At 41.3% G+C, this 22,190-nt stretch carries 16 protein-coding genes; 8 read left to right on the top strand and 8 right to left on the bottom strand.

Annotated elements, in window-relative coordinates; genetic code table 11:
- Positions 1 to 113: 113 nt before the first annotated feature.
- From G529_RS0101650 to G529_RS16825, 7 genes are all read left to right on the top strand, one after another.
- A complete protein-coding gene (locus tag G529_RS0101650) occupies positions 114 to 686 on the top strand; it encodes a DUF3109 family protein (protein WP_026913869.1) in 573 nt (190 codons plus the stop codon).
- Positions 687 to 1,113: 427 nt separating this feature from the next.
- Positions 1,114 to 2,091: a ribonucleotide-diphosphate reductase subunit beta gene (locus G529_RS0101645; protein WP_026913868.1), complete on the top strand. Its 978-nt coding sequence runs from the start codon at positions 1,114 to 1,116 to the stop codon at positions 2,089 to 2,091.
- Positions 2,092 to 2,236: 145 nt separating this feature from the next.
- A complete protein-coding gene (locus G529_RS0101640; protein ID WP_026913867.1) occupies positions 2,237 to 4,696 on the top strand; it encodes a ribonucleoside-diphosphate reductase subunit alpha in 2,460 nt (819 codons plus the stop codon).
- 91 nt (positions 4,697 to 4,787) lie between these two features.
- Entirely contained in the window at positions 4,788 to 6,134 is a 1,347-nt protein-coding gene (gene dgt, locus G529_RS0101635) for a dGTP triphosphohydrolase (protein WP_035695480.1), read from the top strand.
- A 115-nt stretch (positions 6,135 to 6,249) separates the two neighbouring features.
- Positions 6,250 to 6,432 carry a hypothetical protein gene (locus G529_RS0101630; protein WP_026913865.1) on the top strand — a complete coding sequence of 61 codons (183 nt, stop codon included), beginning with the start codon at positions 6,250 to 6,252 and terminating at the stop codon, positions 6,430 to 6,432.
- A 204-nt stretch (positions 6,433 to 6,636) separates the two neighbouring features.
- Positions 6,637 to 7,065 (top strand): histidine kinase dimerization/phospho-acceptor domain-containing protein, encoded by a 429-nt coding sequence (locus G529_RS0101625; RefSeq protein WP_026913864.1) that lies wholly within the window; start codon positions 6,637 to 6,639, stop codon positions 7,063 to 7,065.
- Between the two features lie 32 nt (positions 7,066 to 7,097).
- On the top strand, positions 7,098 to 7,229 hold the full coding sequence (locus tag G529_RS16825; RefSeq protein ID WP_422678720.1) for a hypothetical protein: 132 nt from the start codon (positions 7,098 to 7,100) through the stop codon (positions 7,227 to 7,229).
- Here the strand turns inward: G529_RS16825 and G529_RS0101615 are convergent.
- Both G529_RS0101615 and G529_RS0101610 read right to left on the bottom strand, forming a co-directional pair.
- The gene (locus G529_RS0101615; RefSeq protein ID WP_026913863.1) at positions 7,226 to 8,218 is read right to left on the bottom strand and encodes a DUF3078 domain-containing protein; all 993 of its coding nucleotides are present in this window, start codon (positions 8,216 to 8,218) and stop codon (positions 7,226 to 7,228) included. The two genes, G529_RS16825 and G529_RS0101615, sit on opposite strands and share 4 nt — an antisense overlap.
- A 34-nt stretch (positions 8,219 to 8,252) precedes the next feature.
- Entirely contained in the window at positions 8,253 to 10,025 is a 1,773-nt protein-coding gene (locus tag G529_RS0101610) for a 1-deoxy-D-xylulose-5-phosphate synthase (protein WP_026913862.1), read from the bottom strand.
- 90 nt (positions 10,026 to 10,115) lie between these two features.
- Between G529_RS0101610 and G529_RS0101605 the strand changes: the two genes are divergently transcribed.
- Entirely contained in the window at positions 10,116 to 10,565 is a 450-nt protein-coding gene (locus tag G529_RS0101605; protein WP_026913861.1) for a nucleoside deaminase, read from the top strand.
- A gap of 27 nt (positions 10,566 to 10,592) precedes the next feature.
- Here the strand turns inward: G529_RS0101605 and G529_RS0101600 are convergent, their stop codons facing one another.
- Genes G529_RS0101600 through G529_RS0101575 form a run of 6 tightly spaced genes read right to left on the bottom strand, consistent with a single transcriptional unit; the run spans position 10,593 to position 22,011 of the window.
- Positions 10,593 to 11,369 (bottom strand): glycoside hydrolase family 16 protein, encoded by a 777-nt coding sequence (locus tag G529_RS0101600; protein WP_026913860.1) that lies wholly within the window; start codon positions 11,367 to 11,369, stop codon positions 10,593 to 10,595.
- Positions 11,369 to 13,645 (bottom strand): beta-glucosidase BglX, encoded by a 2,277-nt coding sequence (gene bglX, locus G529_RS0101595; protein WP_026913859.1) that lies wholly within the window; start codon positions 13,643 to 13,645, stop codon positions 11,369 to 11,371. The genes G529_RS0101600 and bglX overlap by 1 nt, the downstream gene beginning before the upstream one ends.
- Before the next feature lie 58 nt (positions 13,646 to 13,703).
- A complete protein-coding gene (locus G529_RS0101590; protein ID WP_035695385.1) occupies positions 13,704 to 15,362 on the bottom strand; it encodes a family 16 glycosylhydrolase in 1,659 nt (552 codons plus the stop codon).
- Positions 15,363 to 15,377: 15 nt separating this feature from the next.
- Positions 15,378 to 17,489 carry a hypothetical protein gene (locus G529_RS16080; protein WP_157514515.1) on the bottom strand — a complete coding sequence of 704 codons (2,112 nt, stop codon included), beginning with the start codon at positions 17,487 to 17,489 and terminating at the stop codon, positions 15,378 to 15,380.
- Between the two features lie 24 nt (positions 17,490 to 17,513).
- A complete protein-coding gene (locus G529_RS0101580) occupies positions 17,514 to 18,986 on the bottom strand; it encodes a RagB/SusD family nutrient uptake outer membrane protein (protein WP_026913856.1) in 1,473 nt (490 codons plus the stop codon).
- Positions 18,987 to 18,990: 4 nt separating this feature from the next.
- On the bottom strand, positions 18,991 to 22,011 hold the full coding sequence (locus tag G529_RS0101575) for a SusC/RagA family TonB-linked outer membrane protein (protein ID WP_026913855.1): 3,021 nt from the start codon (positions 22,009 to 22,011) through the stop codon (positions 18,991 to 18,993).
- Positions 22,012 to 22,190: the final 179 nt, after the last annotated feature.

Below are 22,190 nucleotides of genomic sequence, written 5' to 3'. Positions count from 1 at the left end.
GCGGCAAAAATAATTCAAGATTTCTGATTGACCATCCATGAGCTGAATAAATTTCAAGCAAATTTGAAGGATATTTTTTTAGGACTGTAAAAGGATAGATCTATCTTTGCAATATGTTTCAATTAGGTAAGACTTTAGTTTCTGAAGAGATCATCAAAAATGATTTTTTGTGTAATCTTTCTGCGTGTAAAGGCGCATGCTGTATCGATGGGGAAGCCGGCGCACCTGTAGAACCAGAAGAGCGTGAGATCATGGAAAAGATCTATCCTAAAGTAAAACAATACCTTCGTCCTGAAGGTATAGAAGCCATCGAACGACAGGGTGTTTACATTACCCGCGAAAATGGCGAAATCGAAACTCCGCTCATTAACGATGCCGATTGTGCTTATGTTACCTTCGATGAAAAAGGAACAGCTCTATGTGGTATCGAAGAAGCCTACAACCAGGGTGATATCGACTGGAAAAAGCCGGTAAGCTGTCATCTTTACCCGGTAAGGATCCAGGAATACACCTCTTTTTCTGCCGTGAACTATCATCGCTGGGAGATTTGTGATGATGCCTGCAGTCTTGGAGCAGAATTACAGGTACCTATCTACAAGTTCGTAAAAGAAGCGCTGGTACGTAAATTTGGCGAAGAATGGTACCAGGAATTAACTGTTATCGCAGACGAAATTCAGAATAAATAAATTAAGATTTACCTTTTCCAGCATTTTTTTTAGAAGCATCGATGCAGTGATCACTTAGCTATTTTGTTTAATCTTTTCTTCGGAAGGTTTTTCAAAACAATTTTTTTCAAATCCTACATCAGCTAGGTTCAGCCAGAAGAAAGCATCAATTTTAGCGCTATTTTCATCTCAGAATATGGTTCAACAAAAGTCGTATTCCCGGAAATTCGCTATTTCTTTTCAAAAACTCTTAACATACATTATATCCCTGTTTTACAATTAGTTGACCCTTCAGTTTAACAGAAATATAAGAATCATAAAATTTTCACCTGTTGAAAACTTTGTTGAAAAGCTTCCTTCCAAATTCTCCTTTTATATGCCTGATTTTTAAATCTTTGTTAGAGAACGAAAGAATAAATTATATCAAAATACCCAAAACCTCCCGTTTATGTCTCAAATAGAACCAATATTACAGGAAAACAAAGATCGATTTGTGATCTTTCCAATCAAACATAACGACATTTGGGACTGGTATAAGAAAATGGAAGCCTGCTTCTGGACTGCGGAAGAAATTGATCTACACCAGGATTTAACCGACTGGTCCAACAAACTGAATGCAGATGAACGCTATTTCATCAAACATATTCTGGCTTTCTTCGCTGCTTCAGACGGCATTGTAAACGAAAATCTGGCCGAAAACTTCGTGAATGAGGTGCAATATTCTGAAGCCAAGTTTTTCTACGGTTTTCAAATCATGATGGAAAATATTCATTCTGAGACCTATTCTCTTTTGATCGACACGTATGTAAAAGATGAAAAGGAAAAGAATCAGTTATTTAAAGCAATCGAGGTATTCCCTGCTATCAAAAGAAAAGCAGACTGGGCGTTGAACTGGATCGAATCAGATTCGTTTGCAGAAAGGCTCATCGCTTTTGCAGCAGTAGAAGGAATATTCTTCAGCGGAGCCTTCTGCTCCATATTCTGGCTTAAAAAACGCGGACTCATGCCCGGGCTTACGTTCTCCAATGAGTTAATTTCAAGGGACGAAGGGATGCATTGCGATTTCGCAGTTCATTTACACAACAATCACCTTGTTAATAAGGTTCCGAAGGAAAAAATACGCAGAATCATCATAGATGCACTTAACATCGAACGTGAATTCGTAACTGAATCACTACCGGTGAGCCTTATCGGGATGAATGCAAAATTAATGACCCAGTATCTTGAATTTGTTACAGATCGACTACTTGTAGAACTGGAATGTGAGAAAGAATTCAATGTTTCAAATCCATTCGATTTCATGGATATGATCAACCTGCAGGGCAAGACGAACTTCTTCGAAAAAAGAGTGAGCGAATACCAGAAAGCAGGAGTGATGAATAAGAATAAAGAATCAGATGAAATCAGCTTTGATGCCGATTTCTAAAGTCCAACTGCGCTGCGTCCCCCAATGCAGCGCTTGTTGAGCTTTTCCATAAACCAATTTAAATTTCAGAATTATTAATCTGGTTGCAAGACCGGGGCAGGATGCTTTTGTCCAGACTTAAGCTCCTGAAAAACAACACTAGCCCATGTATGTAGTAAAAAGAGATGGCCATAAAGAACCTGTAATGTTCGATAAAATCACTGCCAGAGTGAAGAAACTTTGCTATGGTTTAAATGAACTCGTAGATCCTGTAAAAGTTGCCATGCGGGTAATTGAAGGTTTATATGATAATGTTTCTACCAGTGAACTTGATAATCTTGCTGCGGAAATCGCCGCAACGATGACCACCTCTCATCCGGATTACGCAAAACTCGCTGCCAGGATATCAGTTTCCAATCTTCATAAGAACACCAAGAAAAGCTTTTCTGAAGTGATGACAGATCTTTATGAATATGTGAATCCCCGTACCAGTGAAAAGGCAGCATTACTTTCAGACGAAGTGTATGACGTGATTATGGCGAATAAGGAAAAACTGGACTCTACCATCATCTACAACCGGGATTTCAATTATGACTACTTCGGCTTTAAAACTTTGGAAAGATCCTACCTTTTAAAACTGGATGGTAAGATCGTTGAAAGACCTCAGCATATGTTGATGCGTGTTTCTATCGGGATCCATCCTGATGATCTTGATAGCGCAATAGAGACCTATGAGCTTATGTCTAAAAAGTTCTTCACCCACGCTACCCCAACACTTTTTAACTCCGGAACACCAAAACCGCAGATGTCCTCCTGTTTTCTACTAAGTATGATAGACGACAGCATCGATGGAATTTACGACACGCTGAAGCAGACTGCAAAGATCTCTCAATCTGCTGGAGGTATAGGTCTATCTATCCACAATGTGAGAGCAACCGGGTCATATATTTCAGGAACCAATGGTACTTCCAATGGAATTGTTCCTATGCTAAGAGTATTCAATGATACCGCCAGGTACGTGGACCAGGGAGGCGGAAAAAGAAAAGGTTCCTTTGCGATGTATGTGGAACCATGGCATGCAGATATTTTTGATTTCCTGGATCTTAAAAAGAACCATGGAAAAGAAGAAATGCGGGCCCGTGATTTATTCTACGCCATGTGGATCCCAGATCTATTTATGAAAAGGGTACAGGAAAACGGCAGCTGGACGCTTATGTGTCCGCATGAATGTCCTGGTCTCTTTGATACTTACGGAGATGATTTTGAAGCGCTTTACGAAAAGTATGAAGCTGAAAATAAAGGTCGAAGAACCATCAAAGCTCGGGAATTGTGGGAGAAGATCATGGAATCCCAAATTGAGACCGGTACTCCATATATGCTTTACAAGGATGCGGCCAATAGAAAATCCAATCAAAAGAATTTAGGGACGATTCGTTCTTCGAATCTCTGTACAGAAATTCTTGAATATACCAGCAAGGATGAAGTTGCCGTTTGCAACCTTGCCTCCATCGCCTTACCGATGTTCATTAAGAATAATGAATTTGATCACAGGGAACTTTTCAGGATTACGAAAAGAGTGATCAAAAACCTGAATAAGGTCATTGACAGAAATTACTACCCGGTGAAGGAGGCCGAGAATTCCAATATGCGTCACCGTCCTGTTGGTCTTGGAGTGCAGGGACTTGCTGATGCTTTTATTAAACTAAGAATGCCGTTTACCAGCGATGAAGCAAAAAAACTGAATCAGGAGATCTTTGAAACTCTGTATTTCGCTGCGGTTACGGCTTCCATGGAACTCGCAAAAATTGAAGGCCCGTACTCCACGTATGAAGGATCGCCGATTAGCCAGGGCGAATTTCAGTTTAACATGTGGGGAATTAAAGATGAGGAACTAAGCGGCCGCTGGGATTGGGGAAAATTGAGAAAGCAAATTCTGGAAAACGGAGTGCGTAATTCGCTGCTGCTGGCACCTATGCCAACGGCATCTACCTCGCAAATCTTAGGAAATAATGAAGCTTTTGAACCCTATACTTCCAATATTTATACGCGCAGAGTGCTTTCAGGAGAATTTATCGTGGTGAACAAGCATTTACTCGAAGATCTGGTCACACGGGATCTTTGGACAGAAGAAGTGAAAAACGCTATCATGAGAAACAATGGTTCTGTTCAGAATATTGATGTGATCCCACAGGACCTTAAGGAACTTTATAAAACGGTCTGGGAAATGAGCATGAAGGACATCATTGATATGTCAAGGCATCGTGGTTATTTTATCGATCAATCTCAGTCACTGAATCTGTTCATGGAAAATGCGAATTACAGCAAACTTACTTCCATGCATTTCTACGCCTGGAAAAGCGGACTCAAAACAGGAATGTATTACCTGCGAACGAAAGCGGCAGTAGATGCCATTAAATTCACGCTCGAAAAAGAGAAAAAGCAGAAACCAGTTGCGGTCACTTCGGAAGCTCCTATACGAGCTGCTGAAAAACTTCAGGAAAATACACAGCCTGTAGTTTCAGAAAAAACAGAAGCAGAAGGAGCATTGTCTCCCGAAGAACTAAAAGCGCTGATTGCACAATCCAAAGAAGCTGAAGGTGATGATTGCCTGATGTGCGGATCTTAAAGATTTTTGGCTAATTCAAATTTGAATGTGGGAAGGGAGGCAGTTATTGCTTCCCTTTTTTATATTTTTGGACCTCAACAACTGGAAAATCATGACCTGGGATCAACTCTTATCACTTAAACGTTTCGGAGACAAAAATAAAAGACTGCGTATTGAGCAAAATGAAACACGTTTGGGTTTTGAGGTAGATTATGATCGAATCATTTTCTCTTCAGCCTTCAGAAGTCTGCAGGACAAGACGCAGGTGATCCCACTTTCCAAAACAGATTTTGTGCACACCAGGCTTACTCACAGCCTCGAGGTTTCTGTAGTTGGAAGATCGCTGGGAAGATTAACAGGTCAGAAATTATTACAAAAGCATCCGCATTTAAAGGATTCTTCAGGTTACCAGATGAATGATTTTGGGGCCATAGTAGCAGCAGCGGCACTTGCCCATGACATTGGAAACCCACCATTTGGACATTCCGGAGAGAAAGCGATTGGAGAATACTTCAGCCATGGAAACGGTAAAAGATTCAAAGCTTCCCTTACTGAAGCTGAATACCAGGATCTGGTGAAATTTGAAGGAAATGCCAATGGCTTCAGGATTCTTACTGAAAACAGACCAGGAATTATTGGTGGCCTGCGACTATCCTACGCGACCTTAGGTGCTTTTACCAAATATCCCAAAGAATCCCTTCCGCATAAACCAAGCTCCAGGATCGAAGACAAGAAGTTTGGGTTTTTCCAGAGTGAAAAAGAAACTTTTGAGGATATCGCTGAAGAACTGGGATTAAAAATCACGCGTGAAGGCAAACACATTGGATATGCGCGGCATCCTCTGGCCTTCCTGGTTGAAGCAGCAGATGATATTTGTTATACGATCATAGATTTTGAAGACGGTATTAATCTTGGACTTATCGATGAAGATTACGCGCTGGAATACTTCATCAAACTCGTGAAGGACAGTATCAATACTTCGAAATATCATGAGCTTCAAACCACTTCAGACCGGCTTGCATATCTTCGAGCCTTAGCCATAAACACCCTTATTACCGAGGCAGCAGAGATCTTTCTTGAGAATGAAGAGGCTATTCTTAAAGGTGAGTTCCATGAAGCCTTATTCGATAAAAGCAAGTATGAAGCTCAAATTCGGGATATCATCAAGATTAGTGTTGAAAAGATCTATCAAAGCGAAGAAGTGATAGGAAAGGAAATTGCCGGCTTTAAAATGCTTTCTTATTTGCTGGATATTTATACGCAGGCTTTCCTCGCTGATGCTGAAAATGAAGATTCCAACTTTACGAGGCTGGTTAAAAAATCTGTTCCGCAGTTAAGTTATTTGAATGAAGAAGATGCGGTTTATGATAAGTTGATCGCTATCTGCTCTTATATCGCTTCACTTACCGATGGTCTTACCGTAGCGTCCTTTAAACGATTTCAGGGACTGGATGCTTAAAACGTTAAATATTTAACGATTTGTAGCGTTTCATTATCCAGCTCTAAATTAATTTCACATCATCAAGTACTCGCCCTTGAAGGTTTAAGGACCAGGAACTTATAAGTTTGGAATAATGAAGGACATTACCAGAATCTTACAAAAGAATTCTCAGCTCATTATTGAAGAATGGGAAAGACAGGTTTTTGAACTTGTAAAAGCTTCTACATCTGCCAATAGAATAGCTTTGAGAGACCATATTCCCAACATCCTGGATGATATTATCGATATCATGGAGCGGCATGATCAAATCGACTGAAACCTGGAAGACCCAAAAATTTCAATCATAGAATCCAATAGCATTGAACATGGGAGACATCGTGCGAGTTCCGGTAACTTCACAGCAAACGAGATTCTTCGCGAATATATGATCTTCCATAATGTCGTTCTACGGGTGCTCAATATTAACGATATTTAGGATCAGCATGCGCAGCATATCATAAAATGCTGTATCGACAAGTCAATGTTAAAAAGCCTGCAGGCTTTTACGAAGTCCATACAGGAGATGCAAAACAAGCTCATCGCAACTTTAGCACATGATATTAGAAACCCTCTATCTGCAGCGAGGTTGGGAATTGAAATGCTGAACAAAGATCATACAGATGAAAATCGCGCAAAACGAGTTCATAAAATCACCATGAACAGCGTGAACAAAGCGATCCAGATGCTTGAAGGTCTTCTGGACAGTATTACTGTAAAAGCCGGGGAAGGCATGATGCTTACCTTTTCTGAAGTCAATCTTTACGAAGATCTGGAAACAATCTACCAGGAAGTTCGTGATATTTATTCTGAAGAGATCGTATTCATTTGCGAGGATAAAGATCTTACCGGCGTATATGATTCGGTAGCGGTTCGCCAAATGATGGGAAACAGCAGAGAAATCGAAAGCTGAAGAACTGGGGAATAGGTTTAACCTTGGTAAAAATGGTTGCAGAAGCTCATCAGGGAAGGATAGATCTTAAAAGTTCAGAAGAAGAAGGAACTGAGTTTATAATTAAAATTTCCAGTAAGGCGAATAGTGTTGGCAAGACTAGAACCAAACTCAACCTGATTTAAAACTCATAAACAACACCAACCCCCAGCATTTGCTTTAGCTGGATCCTGGCACCAGAAGTTTCCAGTTTACCATCGCCATTGGTATCTTCTTTAAACTTCACATCATCATCATAACGAATATGTGTTCCAACATTGGCTTTCACGAATTCGTTAACTTTCATATTCAATGCCAGTTGCCAGTCCACATCTACATTTCCGAAATTATTGAGATAATCTGAATAGAGACTTAGCTGGTTACTTAGATCGATGTTCTCAAAGACTTCTTTGTTATACTCACTGGTAAAAAGAAAACCGAATTCTGTCCTTAAATTTTCACCTTCCTTGATAATATTTCCAAGCTCATCTGTAACTGCAGGATCCACTCCAAACATTCCTTCATTAGCGAGTCGTTGGTCAAATACAAAAGTTGATTTGAATGTGATTGGCGAAAGATACAGGGTAAGATCTTCTACCGGGTGTGAAAATTCGGTCCCGGCACCCAGAAAAGTATATCCCGGAGCCATGAATTTGGAAATGGGAACTTCAGTATCTGGGTACTTGTAACCGTTAGTAAACTGCGTGTTAAAACTAAATTTTCCCGAATAATACCAGTTCGATGTGCTATCTGTTCTAAAACCAAATGAAGAACTTAGTCTCAATTCATCCTCCGTCTTTCTAATTTCCCTTCCCTCCTGGGCATTGATCCCATATCTAAGCCTGGCCGAATTCTTCCAGATCGTATAATCTTTTTCAAAATCCCTTTCAAAACCAGCATACAACAGAGCCGAAATAGAATTATTCCCCCCGGCATTCCAGTTTACAAAAGCCACTTCACTCAGGTTCATTCCGAAGGTATTTTTCTCGGTCCAGTAGATCAACATAGAATCTGATGCTGTAGTATCCTTCGCCGCCGTTGCAGTAGTATCGTTCGCTCTAACATGCTTAATATGAGCGGCAGAACTGTAGTATGAAGTAAATATGAAGAGGAGGCTTAGTAAATAAAATTTCATCAGAGAAGAGTTACAGAATCGCAAAAATATAAAATCAGTTCAAAGTTTCCAGCTTTTGCCGTATTCCTTCAACGTTTATTCCCGCGATTTCTTGTAATTGATCCATATTTCCATGTTCTATAAATTCATCAGGCACCCCCAAGATCTCAATTTTACCTTTATAATCAAGTTGCATGGCATACTCCAGAACCGCACTTCCAAAACCTCCGGCAATAACACCATCTTCGATTGTAAGTATCGTTTGAAATTTTTGAAAAATTTCCTTCAGCATATTTTGATCCAGCGGTTTGACAAATTTCATATCATAATGCGCAATGCTCGCTAAGCCTTTATAACTTTTAATTGCTTCGGAAGCGTTTGCAGCCATATTTCCAATCGTCAGAATGGCGATATCTTCCCCATGCAGAAGGCATTCCGCTTTACCAGGAGCAGTCTTTTGAAATGGAGTTTTCCATTCCATCTGAAAACCTCTTCCGCGAGGATAACGAATCATCAATGGTTTATCTAAACCAAGCTGAGCCGTGTAGAGAAGGTTTCTGAGCTCTGTTTCATTTCTTGGAGCAGCGATCATAAGATCTGGAATGAGTCGGCAATAAGCGATATCAAAAACACCGTGATGCGTAGCTCCATCTTCGCCTACCAGGCCAGCGCGATCCAGGCAGAATATTACCGGCAGTTTTTGCAAGGCAACATCATGTATTAACTGATCGTATGCACGCTGAAGGAAGGTAGAATAAATAGCACAAAAAACAGTAAATCCCTGGGTGGCCATTCCGGCAGATAAGGTCACGGCGTGCTGCTCTGCAATACCCACATCAAAAGCTCTGTCTGGAAAGGCCTCCATCATATATTTAAGCGAACTACCTGTTGGCATCGCTGGGGTAATCCCAATAATCTTTTTGTTCTTTTTGGCCAGCTCCACCAGCGTTAGACCAAAAACATCCTGAAACTTTATGGGTAAACCTTCGGTTTCATACTTGAGCAATTCGCCAGTTGCAGGTTCAAACTTCCCGGGAGCATGATATTTTACCTGGTCTTCTTCAGCTTTCTTTAAACCCTTCCCTTTTTTGGTTATGACATGCAGAAATTTAGGTCCGCTAATTTCCTTCATCTCCCGCAGAACCTTCAGCAGTCCAGGAAGATCATGACCGTCTACAGGACCAAAATACTGGAAATTAAGCGCCTCAATGATGTTATCGCTGGCAGGTTTATGGCCCACCCTTGCTTTGGTAAGATATTCTTTCAAAGCGCCAACACTGGGATCGATACCAATAGCATTATCATTCAAAATAACCAGTAGGTTCGCTTTAGTTACCCCGGCATGATTTAGACCTTCGAAAGACATTCCGCTGGCGATGGAAGCATCTCCTATCACCGCAATATGTTGTTTTTGATGTTCGCCTTTAAGCTGAGAAGCGATCGCCATTCCGAGCGCTGCTGAGATGGATGTGGAAGAATGTCCTACCCCAAAGGTGTCATATTCACTTTCAGCTCTTTTCGGGAATCCGCTAATTCCGTTTAGCTGTCTGTTGGTATGAAACGTATTTTTTCTGCCCGTTAATATTTTATGACCATAAGCCTGGTGACCAACATCCCATACCAGTAGATCTTCAGGAGTATTAAATATATAATGCAACGAGATACTGAGCTCCACGACACCAAGGCTTGCGCCCAGGTGACCTTCCTTGGTGGCGACGATCTCGATAATGAAGTGCCGCAGTTCCCTGGCCAGCTCTTCAAGTTGTGTTTCCGGAAGCTTTCGCAGATCCTGCGGAAGGTTAATGGTATCTAGTAGTTTTCTGGTCATTTCCAACAAAGTTACGTCATGCAAACTGAATTATAAACCTGAAACGAAAACGGAATTTTCAAAATTGATATCTTGCACAAAAACCCGGAAATGATCAATCCATACGATGACACATACTTTATGCGGAAAGCGCTGGAAGAAGCTGAAGCTGCTTATGAAAAAGGGGAAATTCCCGTGGGAGTGGTCGTGGTCATTAACGACAGGATTATTGCCAAGGGACATAATCTTACAGAAACGCTGAATGATGTCACTGCTCACGCTGAAATGCAGGCTATTACTGCAGCAGCAAGTTTTCTGGGTGGTAAATATCTTAAGGATTGTACCATGTATATTACCCTGGAACCCTGCCAGATGTGTGCCGGTGCTCTCTATTGGAGCCAGATCTCCAAGATCGTTTTTGCTGCTGAAGACAGTACCAGAGGTTATAGAAAAAATGGAGTCCAGCTTCATCCGAAAACCAAAGTAACGACGGGAATTCTGGAAGAAGAGGCTTCCACTTTGCTGAAGCGCTTTTTTATAGAAAAAAGAAATCTGAATTAAAAAAGCCCCGAATTCGGGGCTTTTAATTTAATAATCTTCAGGTAGTTCGGTGACCTTGATATGGTCTACATAGAATTTGTCTGGCAATGCCGACTCATCTATTTCAGCACCACCGAGGTTTCCTCCAACAGCCATATTAATTAGGAAATAGAAATCCTTTTTAAAAGGATACTCTTCCTCGTTATAGTTTTCCGGAGTAAAGCGATATAATTGCTTCCCGTCTACGAAAAATTCAATGTATTCCGGAGTCCACACTGCTTTGTAAGTGTGATAGCCTTCTTCAATATCTGCAATTTTGGTTTTTTTAGTATTGATCGTGTTCCCGTGACTTGCCGGAGTATGCAGGGAGGTAAAAACGATTCCCGGCTCTCTGCCAATATATTCCAGGATATCGATCTCGCCACTGGCAGGCCATCCAACCTCGCTAATGTCTGCACCCAACATCCAGATAGCTGGCCAGAGACCTTTGCCTGTAGCAAGTTTTGCTTTTACTTCAATGACACCGTAAGTAAATTCCACCTTGTCTTTGGAATTGATCTTTCCGGAGTAGTAGGTATCAGCTTTCTTTTCCGCAGTAATCACCAGTTTTCCATCTTCCAGGGCAACATAATCGCGATTGTATATCTGCTTTTCGTTATTCCCCCAACCACAAAGATTTGGACAGCCGTCACCCTCTTCATAATTCCAGACCTCCATATTGAGAGTATCTGAGTTGAAGTCTTCTTCGAAAATTATCTTATCCTGTGCACAGGCCGTAGAAACCATGACCAGGCACAGGATTAAAAAGGAGTAGGGTCTCTTCATTATTTCTGAAAATTAAGCGTTAGGGTTTGCAGGTCTTCTGAATTGGTTCCTACCATCAAACGGAATTCTCCTTCTTCAGCTTCCCATTTTTCCTGAGCGGTATAAAACTGAAGCATCTCTTCTGAAATTTCGAATTCCACAGTTTTAGATTCACCCGCTTCGAGTTCGATCAACTCAAAACCTTTCAATTCCTTTACAGGCCTGCTCGTGCTCGCCACCATATCCCGAACATATAATTGCACTACTTCTTTTCCTTTGGTATCACCAGAATTAGTGACGGCAACACTTAAAGTTGCCGTTTCACCTGAAGTTAATGTAGCTGAACTCAAAGTTGGTTTAGCGTATTCGAAAGCTGTGTAACTAAGACCAAAACCGAATGGAAATAAAGGTCCGTTTTCGATATCTGTATAATGTGAATACGTTACATGCTGCTCACTAAATGGTCTTCCAGTGTTTTTATGGTTGTAATACAATGGTTCCTGTCCTACAGCTCTAGGAAAAGAAACCGGTAATTTCCCGGAAGGATTATACTTTCCAAGAAGTACATCTGCAATTGCATTTCCACTTTCAGAACCAAGCTGCCAGGCTTCAACAATAGCAGGAATATTTTCAGCAGCCCAGCTTATTTCCATAGGTCGTCCATTTATAAGTACCAGCACGATATTCTTATTTACGGCGTATACCTTTTTCAGGAGCTCTAACTGAAGTCCGGCAAGTCCAATATGAGCCTGACTTCTACCTTCTCCAGATTGAAATGCATCTTCACCAAGAACCATAACTACCACTTCAGCGTCTTTGGCATTATTAACTGCCTCACCCATTCCTGTAGTATCGGTTTTATTGATCTTAAGCGGCATTAAAAAGCTGCGCTCTCCCATTCCTAATTTTACTCCTTCAGAATAGACAATATCAGAGTCTGGTAATTGATTTTTCAATCCTTCTACTACAGATACGGCAGAGTTCGCTTCCCCCTGGGCTCTCCAGTTTCCAATTGGCGTGTCCTTGTCGTTAGCCAGCGGACCTATCACCGCGATCTTTCCTGCGGAAGCTGAGATTGGTAAAAGATCGTTCTCATTCTTTAAAAGAACGATGGATTTTCTTGCAATATCACGTGCTGTTTCCAGATGCTCTGCGTAAGGCACATTCTTCTTAACCTCAGCATTGATATAACGATAAGGATCTTCGAAAAGACCCATCATAAATTTCACTCTCAGAATTCTGCGAACGGCGTCATCAATAAGCGCTTCATCCACTTTTCCTTCAGCAACCAATTGCTCGAGACCAGCCTGGTAAGCTCCACCTTCCATATCCATATCGCTTCCTGCTTTTACAGCAATTTCTGCAGCATGAACTTTATCACGGGCAAATCCATGCGGTATCATTTCTGAAATAGAGCCCCAGTCTGACACTATAAATCCATCCCAGTCCCATTCCGTTTTCAACAACTCGCGCTGAAGGCTTTCACTACCAGTCGCAGGAATCCCGTCGATGGTATTAAAGGCATTCATGAAAGTTGCCGCTCCAGCATCTGCCGCGGCTTTAAACGGTGGCAGAATGACATTATGTAGTTCGTTCTTACCAATATTCACGGTGTTATAATCCTTGCCACCTTCAGCAAAACCATATCCGGCAAAATGCTTGGCGGTTGCGGCGATCGTATTGGGATCTGCAAGATCATCTCCCTGGTATCCATTTACTTTTGCGACAGCAACCTGAGCAGTTAAATACGGGTCTTCTCCAGATCCTTCCATGATTCTTCCCCAGCGAGCATCGCGTGATACATCAATCATGGGCGAAAACGTCCAGTTCACACCTTCAGCAACAGATTCTAAAGCGGCAATTCTAGCCGACTCCTCCGCCGCTTCCATGTCCCAACTCGCAGTTTCAGCCAGCGGCACCGGGAAAATAGTCTTATAGCCATGGATCACATCATATCCGAAAATGATCGGAATTTTGATGCGGGAATTTTCCATGTTCATTTTTTGCGCTTTTTCAGTCGCTTCTACTGAAAGTACATTCAGCATCGATCCAACGAGGCCTTTCTTCAGTCTGTCTTCTTTCTGTTTATTGCCAGTTTCCGAAGCAGGTCCTGTAAGATCCCAGCTTCCATTATACTGGATCATCTGGCCTACTTTCTCCTCCAGCGTCATGATGCTTAACACCGAGTCTACTTTAGCCTCGACATTCTTTACTGAACTTTTGAGACCTGATTCCTGGGCATGCAGCCCTATGGTCCCCAGCACAAGAGAAAGGGTACTTAAGAATAAATTTCTCATAATCTTAAAAAATAAATCCCGGAACCTGAAAGATCCCGGGAGTTGTTAGCTAAACAAACTATTTATATACTCTGATGTAATCCACTTCCATAGAAGCTTCGCTAAATTCTGCCGGAATATTACCGCCAAGTGCGCCACCCATTGCCACATTCATGATCAGGAAGAAATCCTTGTTGAAAGGCAGGGAAGAGGCATTGTCGTAAGAAAAGTTCACCTGGTTGTCTACCAGAAACGTGATTTTATCTGCAGTCCATTCTACAGCATATGTATGCCACTCTGTAGATGCATTTTCAATATCGGTTGCTTCGAAAATTGCATTCCCTCCTGAATTTCCAGGGAAATGCAATGCTGAAGAAACTTCATTTGGTTTGTTTCCTACAAATTCCATGATGTCGATCTCACCTGTTGCAGGCCATCCAACCACATCAAAATCGGCTCCAAGCATCCAGATCGCCGGCCATGTTCCACCACCTTCAGGCATCTTGGCACGAGCTTCTACTCTACCGTAAGTCACTTCAAACTTATCCATCGTAGTAATTCTGGCTGAAGTGAAATCGAATCCGCTTTCAGCTTCTCTTCTGGCAGTAATCACAAGACTTCCGTTGGCTACAGATACATTATCTTCAGTATAATACTGTACTTCTCCGTTACCCCAGCCATTGGTTCCATTTCCTGTCTCGTAGTTCCAGATACTGGTATCCAGCGCATCTCCATCGAACTCATCACTCCAGAACAGTTCATCAAATTGAGAAACAAATGCTTCTTCCTCTTCCTCTTCCTCTTCTTCTCCGCCTGCACCAGCCTGTTGCTGCTCAAATGGAGTAGTGGTGAATTTTAAATACCATGCCAGGTCTGGGTTGCTTCCTGGAATTGCTCTTACATACATCGTATTTTCAGTTATACTAAGTACCTCGTAATTGCTTGTACCAATATAGTAGCTCATAAAACCACCGCCACCAAGCTGAATTTCGGTTCCGGTCGTTGCATCTGCAGGTACTCCATTTTCAGCAGGAGCAAGGGTAACCGATTTCTCGCCAGAAGTTTCATAATCGATACATTCATCCTGGCCACCGCCACCGCCAAATTCAGCAACGTAATCCACGTTAAAGAATGTTTGACCCATATTATCCTGGTTGTAGGTAATATTTTCGCCACTTTCAGTAAAAGTAAGCTCATCGGTATAAAAACATGAAGATATTTCATCACCAGCTTTTTCAAAAGGCGCTGCCTGGTAATATTCTGGAAAAGCACTTGCCACACCATCTGCAACAAAGTTTGGTCCTACACCAAGATGACCCGCTTCCACAGCTGCCACATACCAGGTTTTAGAACTTCCACCAGTAAGGAACTGTTTGGTTTCAGGATCATTGAAGTCACTTTCAACCTCAACTTCCAGGGACATAGAACTGCTTACACCGCCTTTACCATAGGCTACAACTGTTACCAGGTAGGTATTAAGCCCGGTTCTTGTAAAACGTTTGGTATAAGTTCCGCTGGGAGCAACAGCTGAGGAACCATCACTGAAATTATATTCATAAGTGATCGCATCGTTGGCAGTAGCATTAAATTCTACCATCCCAGAGCCGTCATCACTAATATTGGTGCTCACCTGAAGATCTGTAGGAACTACAATCGTATCAAGGGTAAGATCATCTTCCTGGCAACTCAGCATAAAAAGAGTTGCTAACAGGAAGCTTATTAATTTAATATATTTCATAGTTTTAATTTTTTTCTAATTGTGGAAATACACATTATCTATGTACACAGTAGCTTCAGCCGTTGGGTTTGCAGAGAATATGTATTGTGCAATATTGGATGTATTATTTAAACCTGTGAAATCTGAAAGTGGAATATCAAGACTAACCCAGGTATACGGAGTTACTGCAAACTCTATCTCGTGTTCTGTATCATCTCCACCACCAAATGCGGCATCAGGACCAAAATCAACCAGTTTAACCCTGAATGCAGTAGCATTTCCAGTCCAGTAATCTACATGAAAGTGAGTCATTGCTGAAGCATCCACCTGATTCGCAACCGTTTCAATTCCCACAAAATTAAGCTGGTCATATAATTTTACATCATTTCCTTCTATCGTAGTTTCAGAATAAGCAGCGTCAGACCAGTCTGTTCTCCAGGTATCTACAGATACATTTGTATAGGCATCGCTGAATAATGAAATTACGTTTGCTTCAGGTTCTGTAGGTGTTGCTGCTACAGAAACTGGTTCTGTTGGTGGTACGAGTACTTCATTAGAAAAATACAGGTTATCTATATAGAAGCTTCCTCCATTATCTGGCTGTACATCAAACTTGAATTGAAATACATCACTAATATCCAGATCCTGACTTGTAAATTCTGTCAAAGGAATTTGAATTGAGTTCCATTGATTAGGAGCTACTTCCAGGTTAACCGATCTCTCACCTGTAGAGCTGATTAAAAAGAACGGAATGGAAGTATAATCTCCAGACCAAACATCAATATTTACAAATTCATAAGCCGTAGCATCCACACTTTCTCCAATATCGATACCCTGATAGTTGGCATTTGCATATTTGATGACATTATCACCATCCAAAGAGATCATCTCGTAAGTAGTAGACTGACCCCAGTTCGGGAAATAATTAACGTTCGCTGGATCTGTATAAGTGTCACTAAAAATAGAGAATACATTTTCCTGGGCTGCTGTGGGTGCATTAGGTGCTACAGTTGGATCTTTCTGAGCTTCTTCTCCTTTTTTGATATCATCGATATAAAAAGTACCAGCGGTAGTACCAGGACCGTCAATGAAAATTACAATTGTTGAATATTGACCAGTTGGAACAAATGGTTCACCAACACCTTGAGATCCATCGATAAAACTTTTAATCGCGTCTGTAGCAAAATCGAAACTCAATACTTCCCATCCTGTACCACCGTGATCTGCAGAAACTTCCGTTTGCCTTTCACCATTAACACCACCTTCAAATTTCAGAAGCACCGGTAAAGCAACATCAGACCAAACCTTCATGGTAATAGTTTTAGAATCTCCACTAAAATCTACCGGTTCACCAAGTGTATAGGCAATACCCTCGAACTGGGCTCCAGAGTTCGTTACCGCAGCAACATTAGTTTCTGAAGTATTTGCACCTGAAAGGTCAGGATTGACCACAACTTCATAACTGGTACCATTGAATGTTCCTGCAGCATAGTTTACTGTTCCCATATCAAAAGTTATAGGTAGCTTTAAAGGATCTGTAGCTTCCGGAACAATGATGATCTCATCTTCTTCCAAAGTAGCTGCACCAGCTCCACGCGCAATAACAGTTAATTCATATACTCCAGGTTCGTAAGTATGCTGAATAGATTCTCCAGGCATAAGTTGTGTAGGCTCTTCATCATCCATATCTCCAAAATACACATCGAATATAGTTGCATTATCTGCAGTTGCAGAAACTGTAATCGTTTTTGGATCGGTTGCAGGTTGATCTACATTGATCACTAAATTTTCAGGAGCTTTGAACGAGATATTCAGCATTTGATTATATTCGCTGGTCAACCCTGTTGAACCAACAGCCACGATCTCTACCATATATTCTCCTTCATCATAAACGGTAGTTACCGACTCACCATTTGCGATTTCTGTAGTCTCACCATTTCCAAGATCAATTTGAAAAGTCTGAGCACCTTCTCCGCTTGGAGTAATAGTAACCGTACCGGTATCATCCTGGCTAATATCAAAATCTGCTGTAACATCTGTTGGAGCAGAGATTTCCTGGAATGCGTAGTTCGTAATTTCATCATCTTCACATCCTGTAAAAAGCAGAAGCGAGATGGTAAGCATTGCTAAAATTTTGAATATTTTCATTTTTATTCGTTTTAATGGTAGTATTTAGTATCCTGGATTTTGCTCCCAGTTGTTACCGGCAAGCTCGATTTCGATCGCCGGGATAGGGAATAATTCATGTTTTCCGGTAATGAAACCGTCAATTTCATCTGCTGCTCTTCCTGTTCTCACCAGGTCGAAAAAGCGATGTCCTTCACCTACAAGTTCCAATCTGCGGTCTTCGTAGATCTGGTTGATCAGGTTATTTCCTGAAAATGAAACATCTTCCAGTCCGGCTCTGTTCCTTACTTGATTTAGGTAAGTCCTGGCACGGTCTTCATTTCCAGATTGGAAATTCGCTTCCGCAGCCATCAACAACACATCTGCCAGACGGATAGCGCGGTAATTGTTCGGGTTTGTAAGGTTTTGATCACCGGTATTCAAATCACCCGCTCTCGCGATATATTTTCTGTTGAAATATCCTGTGTGCTCATATCCTGTCGCATAGCTTGCTCCAGTTGCAGCAGCATGTGCCTCGATATCAAGGATCGCCACCTCTTTACGAAGGTCATCGTCTGAGAATTGATCAACCACTTCCTGTACAGGAACATTAAAGCTGAAACCAGAATCGAAAACTGCATTATCAGGGTTTGGATAAGATATGTTTCTAACCCCATTGAATCCTACCGCAACATTTCCTTCTGAACACTGAAGGCATCCAAAACCAGCACCTTCTTCATCTGTATACTGAACTTCAAAAATTGACTCTGAATTATTCTCACCTTCTGGCTCAAATATGAAGTTATAATCCTGCACGAGGGAATAAGGTCCACTAATTACAGGTTCGAAAGCAGTAGCTGCTTCAGCAAATTTATTCTGAAACAAATAAGCTTTTCCAAGCAATGCCTGGGCTGCTCCTGAAGTTATACGACCTTTTACCTGCTGTACCGCTGGAAGATTTGCTGCTGCGAACATAAGATCCTGCTCGATCTGCGCATAAACTTCAGCCTTTGGAGTTCTGGGAATATCAAATTGCTCTCCAAACTGAATTCTGCTATCTACTGCCAATGGCACATCTCCAAACCATTTTACCAGTTCGAAGTAGTAATACGCTCTTAGAAATCTAGCCTGGGCAATAATTTCAGTTTTGCCTTCAAAATCCAGTGCTTCCTGATATTCCAGTACATAATTCGCTCTGTTCACACCGGCGAACATCCAGCTCCAGATATCTCTTAATTGCTGGTTTACCGGAGTATGCTCCATATTGTCTATTTCCTGTATTCCAGGAACATCATTCGCACTTTCTCCACCTGCCAATGTGTTATCTGAAGCGATCTCGCCAAGCATTACATTAAGATATGTGGACTGGAGCAGATCATATGCTCCTACCAGTGCTAGATCATAATCCTCGGGTGTATTAAAGAAATCTTCAGAATTCTCATCCTGGCTGTCTACATCCACGAAGTCATCGCTACATCCGGACAGCGCCAGCAGTGCAAAGGCGAAAATCCAATTGATTGTATATAATTTCGTTCTCATCTAATTAAAATTTCATATTAATTCCTAACATATAAATTCTTGGTACCGGATAGAATCCCTGATCGATTCCTCCACCAATAGGTGCTCCGTTTGAAGCAGAAGGATCATACCCGCTGTATTCTGTAAGAGTGAAGGCGTTATTTACTGAAGCGTATACTCTAAATTTTTCTACCCCTGTATTGGCGATAAGATCTGAATCCAGTGTATAACCTAGCTGTACATTCTGAAGTCTCAAATATGAACCATCTTCCACGAAGAAATCTGAGAACTGGTTATTTCCGGTAGCACCAACGGTCACTCGTGGGAAACTATCTGTAGTTCCCGGTCCCGTCCATCTACCTAGAAATGCATTGGTCCTGTTCGTATTAGGCTGATTTCTCTCGAAGTTTCTTACGATCTCATTTCCTAAAGAAGCAAAGGCATAAGCGTTGAAATCCCAGTTTTTGAAGGTAAATCCGATATTGGCACCCATGGTAAGGTCTGGAATTGGATCTCCAATATCTGTTCTGTCATCACTGTTAATAACTCCGTCCCCATTTTGATCTACGAAACGAATATCTCCAGGTGCCGCATTGGCCTGTTGTGGAGCAGCATCAATTTCTGCCTGTGTCTGGAAAATTCCATTAGTTTCCAAACCATAGAAATAACCGATTGGTTTTCCTGGTTCCATTCTGGACGGTGGCTCCTGTCCTACTCCAAAAACTCCTCCAGGAATAAATCCACTTTCACTGTTTACATAAAGTACTTCATTCCTAAGAGCTGTAAGATTGTAGTTCAGGTTGAATTTAAAGTTATCGTTCACCACCTGGTTATAGCCAATAGAAAATTCAAGTCCTTCGTTCTCTACTCCACCACCATTTACGAAAGGCGCAGAAGATCCTGGAGCCGCAACTCCTAAAATTCCTGATACCTGCGGAATTACAAGAAGGTCTTCGGTTTTCTTTTTAAAGTAATCGATCGTAACATCAACACTGGAATTAAAGAATCTCGCGTCAAGTCCAATATCAAGTGTCTTCTGTTTTTCCCATTTAATTTCAGGGTTTCCTAGAGCTCCACTAGCTTTTCCGAAGATGATTTCATCATCAAATACATAAGCACCTTCACCATTTAGTAAAGAAGCATATCTAAAAGCCGGAATTCTATCGTTTCCAATAATACCGTAACTACCTCTCAATTTTAGAAAGCTCAACGCGCCATTGTCATTGATAAAATCCTCATCTGAAATTACCCATCCTACGGAAGCAGACGGGAACCATCCAAATTTGTTCTCTGGACCAAAAGCAGTAGAACCATCACGTCTAATCAGGCCGGAGAACAGGTACTTCCCTTCGTAATCATATTGCACTCGCGTGAAGTAAGATAATAATCGGGTATCAAAAGTATCTCCGCCATTTTGATAATTGTCTACCACTTCAGCAGCATTGGAAACTCTTGCCAAACCATATTCATTGGTAGGAAGTTCAAATCCTGTAAGGGAAGCCAGGTCTCCAGTGGTTTTGAAAACAGACATTCCCAGTAACCACTTCAAATTATGATCACCAAAACTATCATTGTAGGTTAGGAAGTTATCCCAGGTATAATCCCTGTAGATCTCAAAATTCTCGGTAACATTGTTACGGTCTACGTTGAAAACCTTTCCTGATCCATAAAAAACCTCCGGTGAGAAATATCTTCCATCCACTTCAGAATAGTTGAACTGGAATTGAGTCTTCGCGGTTAATTTATCCCATATTGTATATTCAAGTCCACCTACACCACTAATCTTATCAACACGTGTATCATTATAAGCATCATTGATTTGTGCCAGCGGGTTGATCACCTCGTTTCCTAAACCTTCAGCCAGCGAGAAATTTCCATTTGCATCACGAACCGGAATATTAGGATTCATGTTCACCGCGTTAAAAAGTACAGACCCCAGAGCATTTTCAGCTAAAGTTTTACGGTTGCTGTTCGTATAGATCCCGGAAAGGTTAATTTTAAGATTGTCTATAATCTCAAGGTTGTAGTTAACCCGTCCTGTAAAACGATCATAATTGGACTTGCTTCCACCAACAATACCATCCTGGTTAAAGTAGGAAGCTCCAAATGAATATTTTGAACGATCGCCACCCCCAGAAATATTCAGGTTCATATCAGACATTGGTGCCGTGGTAAACACCTCATCCTGATAATCTGTTCCTTCTCCAAGGTTTCTGTAATTTGGATACGGAGGGTTTTGTCCATTGGCCGCATATGCCTCGTTTACGATCACCGCGTACTCTGTAGCATTCAGGGTTGGCAACCTTCGCGTGGTTTCCTGTACACCAGTATAGGCATCAAATTCAACCTGAAGCTCTGCATTATAGGAACCGGTTTTCGTGGTAATAAGGATCACCCCGTTGGCAGCTCTAACTCCATAAATACCGGCAGTTGCATCTTTCAGTACATTAATGCTTTCAATATCATTAGGGTTAATGACACTTAGATCTTCGATCACGTTCCCATCAACAAGTATTAATGGACGGTTATCTCCATTAGTACTAATTCCTCGAATGTTAATTGTGGAAGCACTCCCTGGGGAACCTGAAGTAGAGGTAATATTTACACCCGCTACTCTACCCTGCAGGGCCTGTTCCACACGCGCGGGATTCAAATCTTCAATTGTCTCAGAACCCACTACACTTACCGCACCGGTAATTTCCTTTCTGGATTGAGTTCCATACCCAATCACTACTACTTCATTTAATGCTTCGGAATCTGTTTGAAGCGTTACATTGATCGTTTGCTGATCATTTACTGTGATTTCCTGGGTTTGAAAACCTAAATAACTGAACTGAAGTACATCTCCAGAGGAGATATCTTGTACCGTATAGTTTCCATCAAAATCGGTAGTTGTACCTCTTGATTGATTTTTAACGATAACATTTACCCCCAGTAAAGGCATTTTGTTCTCATCGGTGATCGTTCCGTTAACCGAAAACGATTGCGCGTAAGCACCGAAAAACCCGCTTAGAAATACAATCAAAAGACAGGTAAATTTCCTCATGTGTTTTAAAATTAAATTTGCTTTTACAATATATTAACATGAGGTGCGTATGGAGGATTTTCAACCTTTACAAAATATCTACAATTGAGGTTTCCGTAATTTTCAAGCCCGTAAATTTCAGAAATAACAACAAATAAGGGTTATTTAAGCCAACCTTTTATTTTTCAAGCAATGTGTTA

The sequence above is a fragment of the Christiangramia portivictoriae DSM 23547 genome, assembly GCF_000423045.1.
GTDB lineage: Bacteria > Bacteroidota > Bacteroidia > Flavobacteriales > Flavobacteriaceae > Christiangramia > Christiangramia portivictoriae.
This window is presented reverse-complemented; position numbering and strand designations above follow the sequence as displayed.

Bases quoted from the DNA above. Each gene is read 5' to 3' on its own strand.
- G529_RS0101650 (WP_026913869.1), top strand. From the start codon at position 114: ATGTTTCAATTAGGTAAGACTTTAGTTTCTGAAGAGATCATCAAAAAT.
- G529_RS0101645 (WP_026913868.1), top strand. From the start codon at position 1,114: ATGTCTCAAATAGAACCAATATTACAGGAAAACAAAGATCGATTTGTG.
- G529_RS0101640 (WP_026913867.1), top strand. From the start codon at position 2,237: ATGTATGTAGTAAAAAGAGATGGCCATAAAGAACCTGTAATGTTCGAT.
- dgt (WP_035695480.1), top strand. From the start codon at position 4,788: ATGACCTGGGATCAACTCTTATCACTTAAACGTTTCGGAGACAAAAAT.
- G529_RS0101630 (WP_026913865.1), top strand. From the start codon at position 6,250: ATGAAGGACATTACCAGAATCTTACAAAAGAATTCTCAGCTCATTATT.
- G529_RS0101625 (WP_026913864.1), top strand. From the start codon at position 6,637: ATGTTAAAAAGCCTGCAGGCTTTTACGAAGTCCATACAGGAGATGCAA.
- G529_RS16825 (WP_422678720.1), top strand. From the start codon at position 7,098: ATGGTTGCAGAAGCTCATCAGGGAAGGATAGATCTTAAAAGTTCAGAA.
- G529_RS0101615 (WP_026913863.1), bottom strand. From the start codon at position 8,218: ATGAAATTTTATTTACTAAGCCTCCTCTTCATATTTACTTCATACTAC.
- G529_RS0101610 (WP_026913862.1), bottom strand. From the start codon at position 10,025: ATGACCAGAAAACTACTAGATACCATTAACCTTCCGCAGGATCTGCGA.
- G529_RS0101605 (WP_026913861.1), top strand. From the start codon at position 10,116: ATGATCAATCCATACGATGACACATACTTTATGCGGAAAGCGCTGGAA.
- G529_RS0101600 (WP_026913860.1), bottom strand. From the start codon at position 11,369: ATGAAGAGACCCTACTCCTTTTTAATCCTGTGCCTGGTCATGGTTTCT.
- bglX (WP_026913859.1), bottom strand. From the start codon at position 13,645: ATGAGAAATTTATTCTTAAGTACCCTTTCTCTTGTGCTGGGGACCATA.
- G529_RS0101590 (WP_035695385.1), bottom strand. From the start codon at position 15,362: ATGAAATATATTAAATTAATAAGCTTCCTGTTAGCAACTCTTTTTATG.
- G529_RS16080 (WP_157514515.1), bottom strand. From the start codon at position 17,489: ATGAAAATATTCAAAATTTTAGCAATGCTTACCATCTCGCTTCTGCTT.
- G529_RS0101580 (WP_026913856.1), bottom strand. From the start codon at position 18,986: ATGAGAACGAAATTATATACAATCAATTGGATTTTCGCCTTTGCACTG.
- G529_RS0101575 (WP_026913855.1), bottom strand. From the start codon at position 22,011: ATGAGGAAATTTACCTGTCTTTTGATTGTATTTCTAAGCGGGTTTTTC.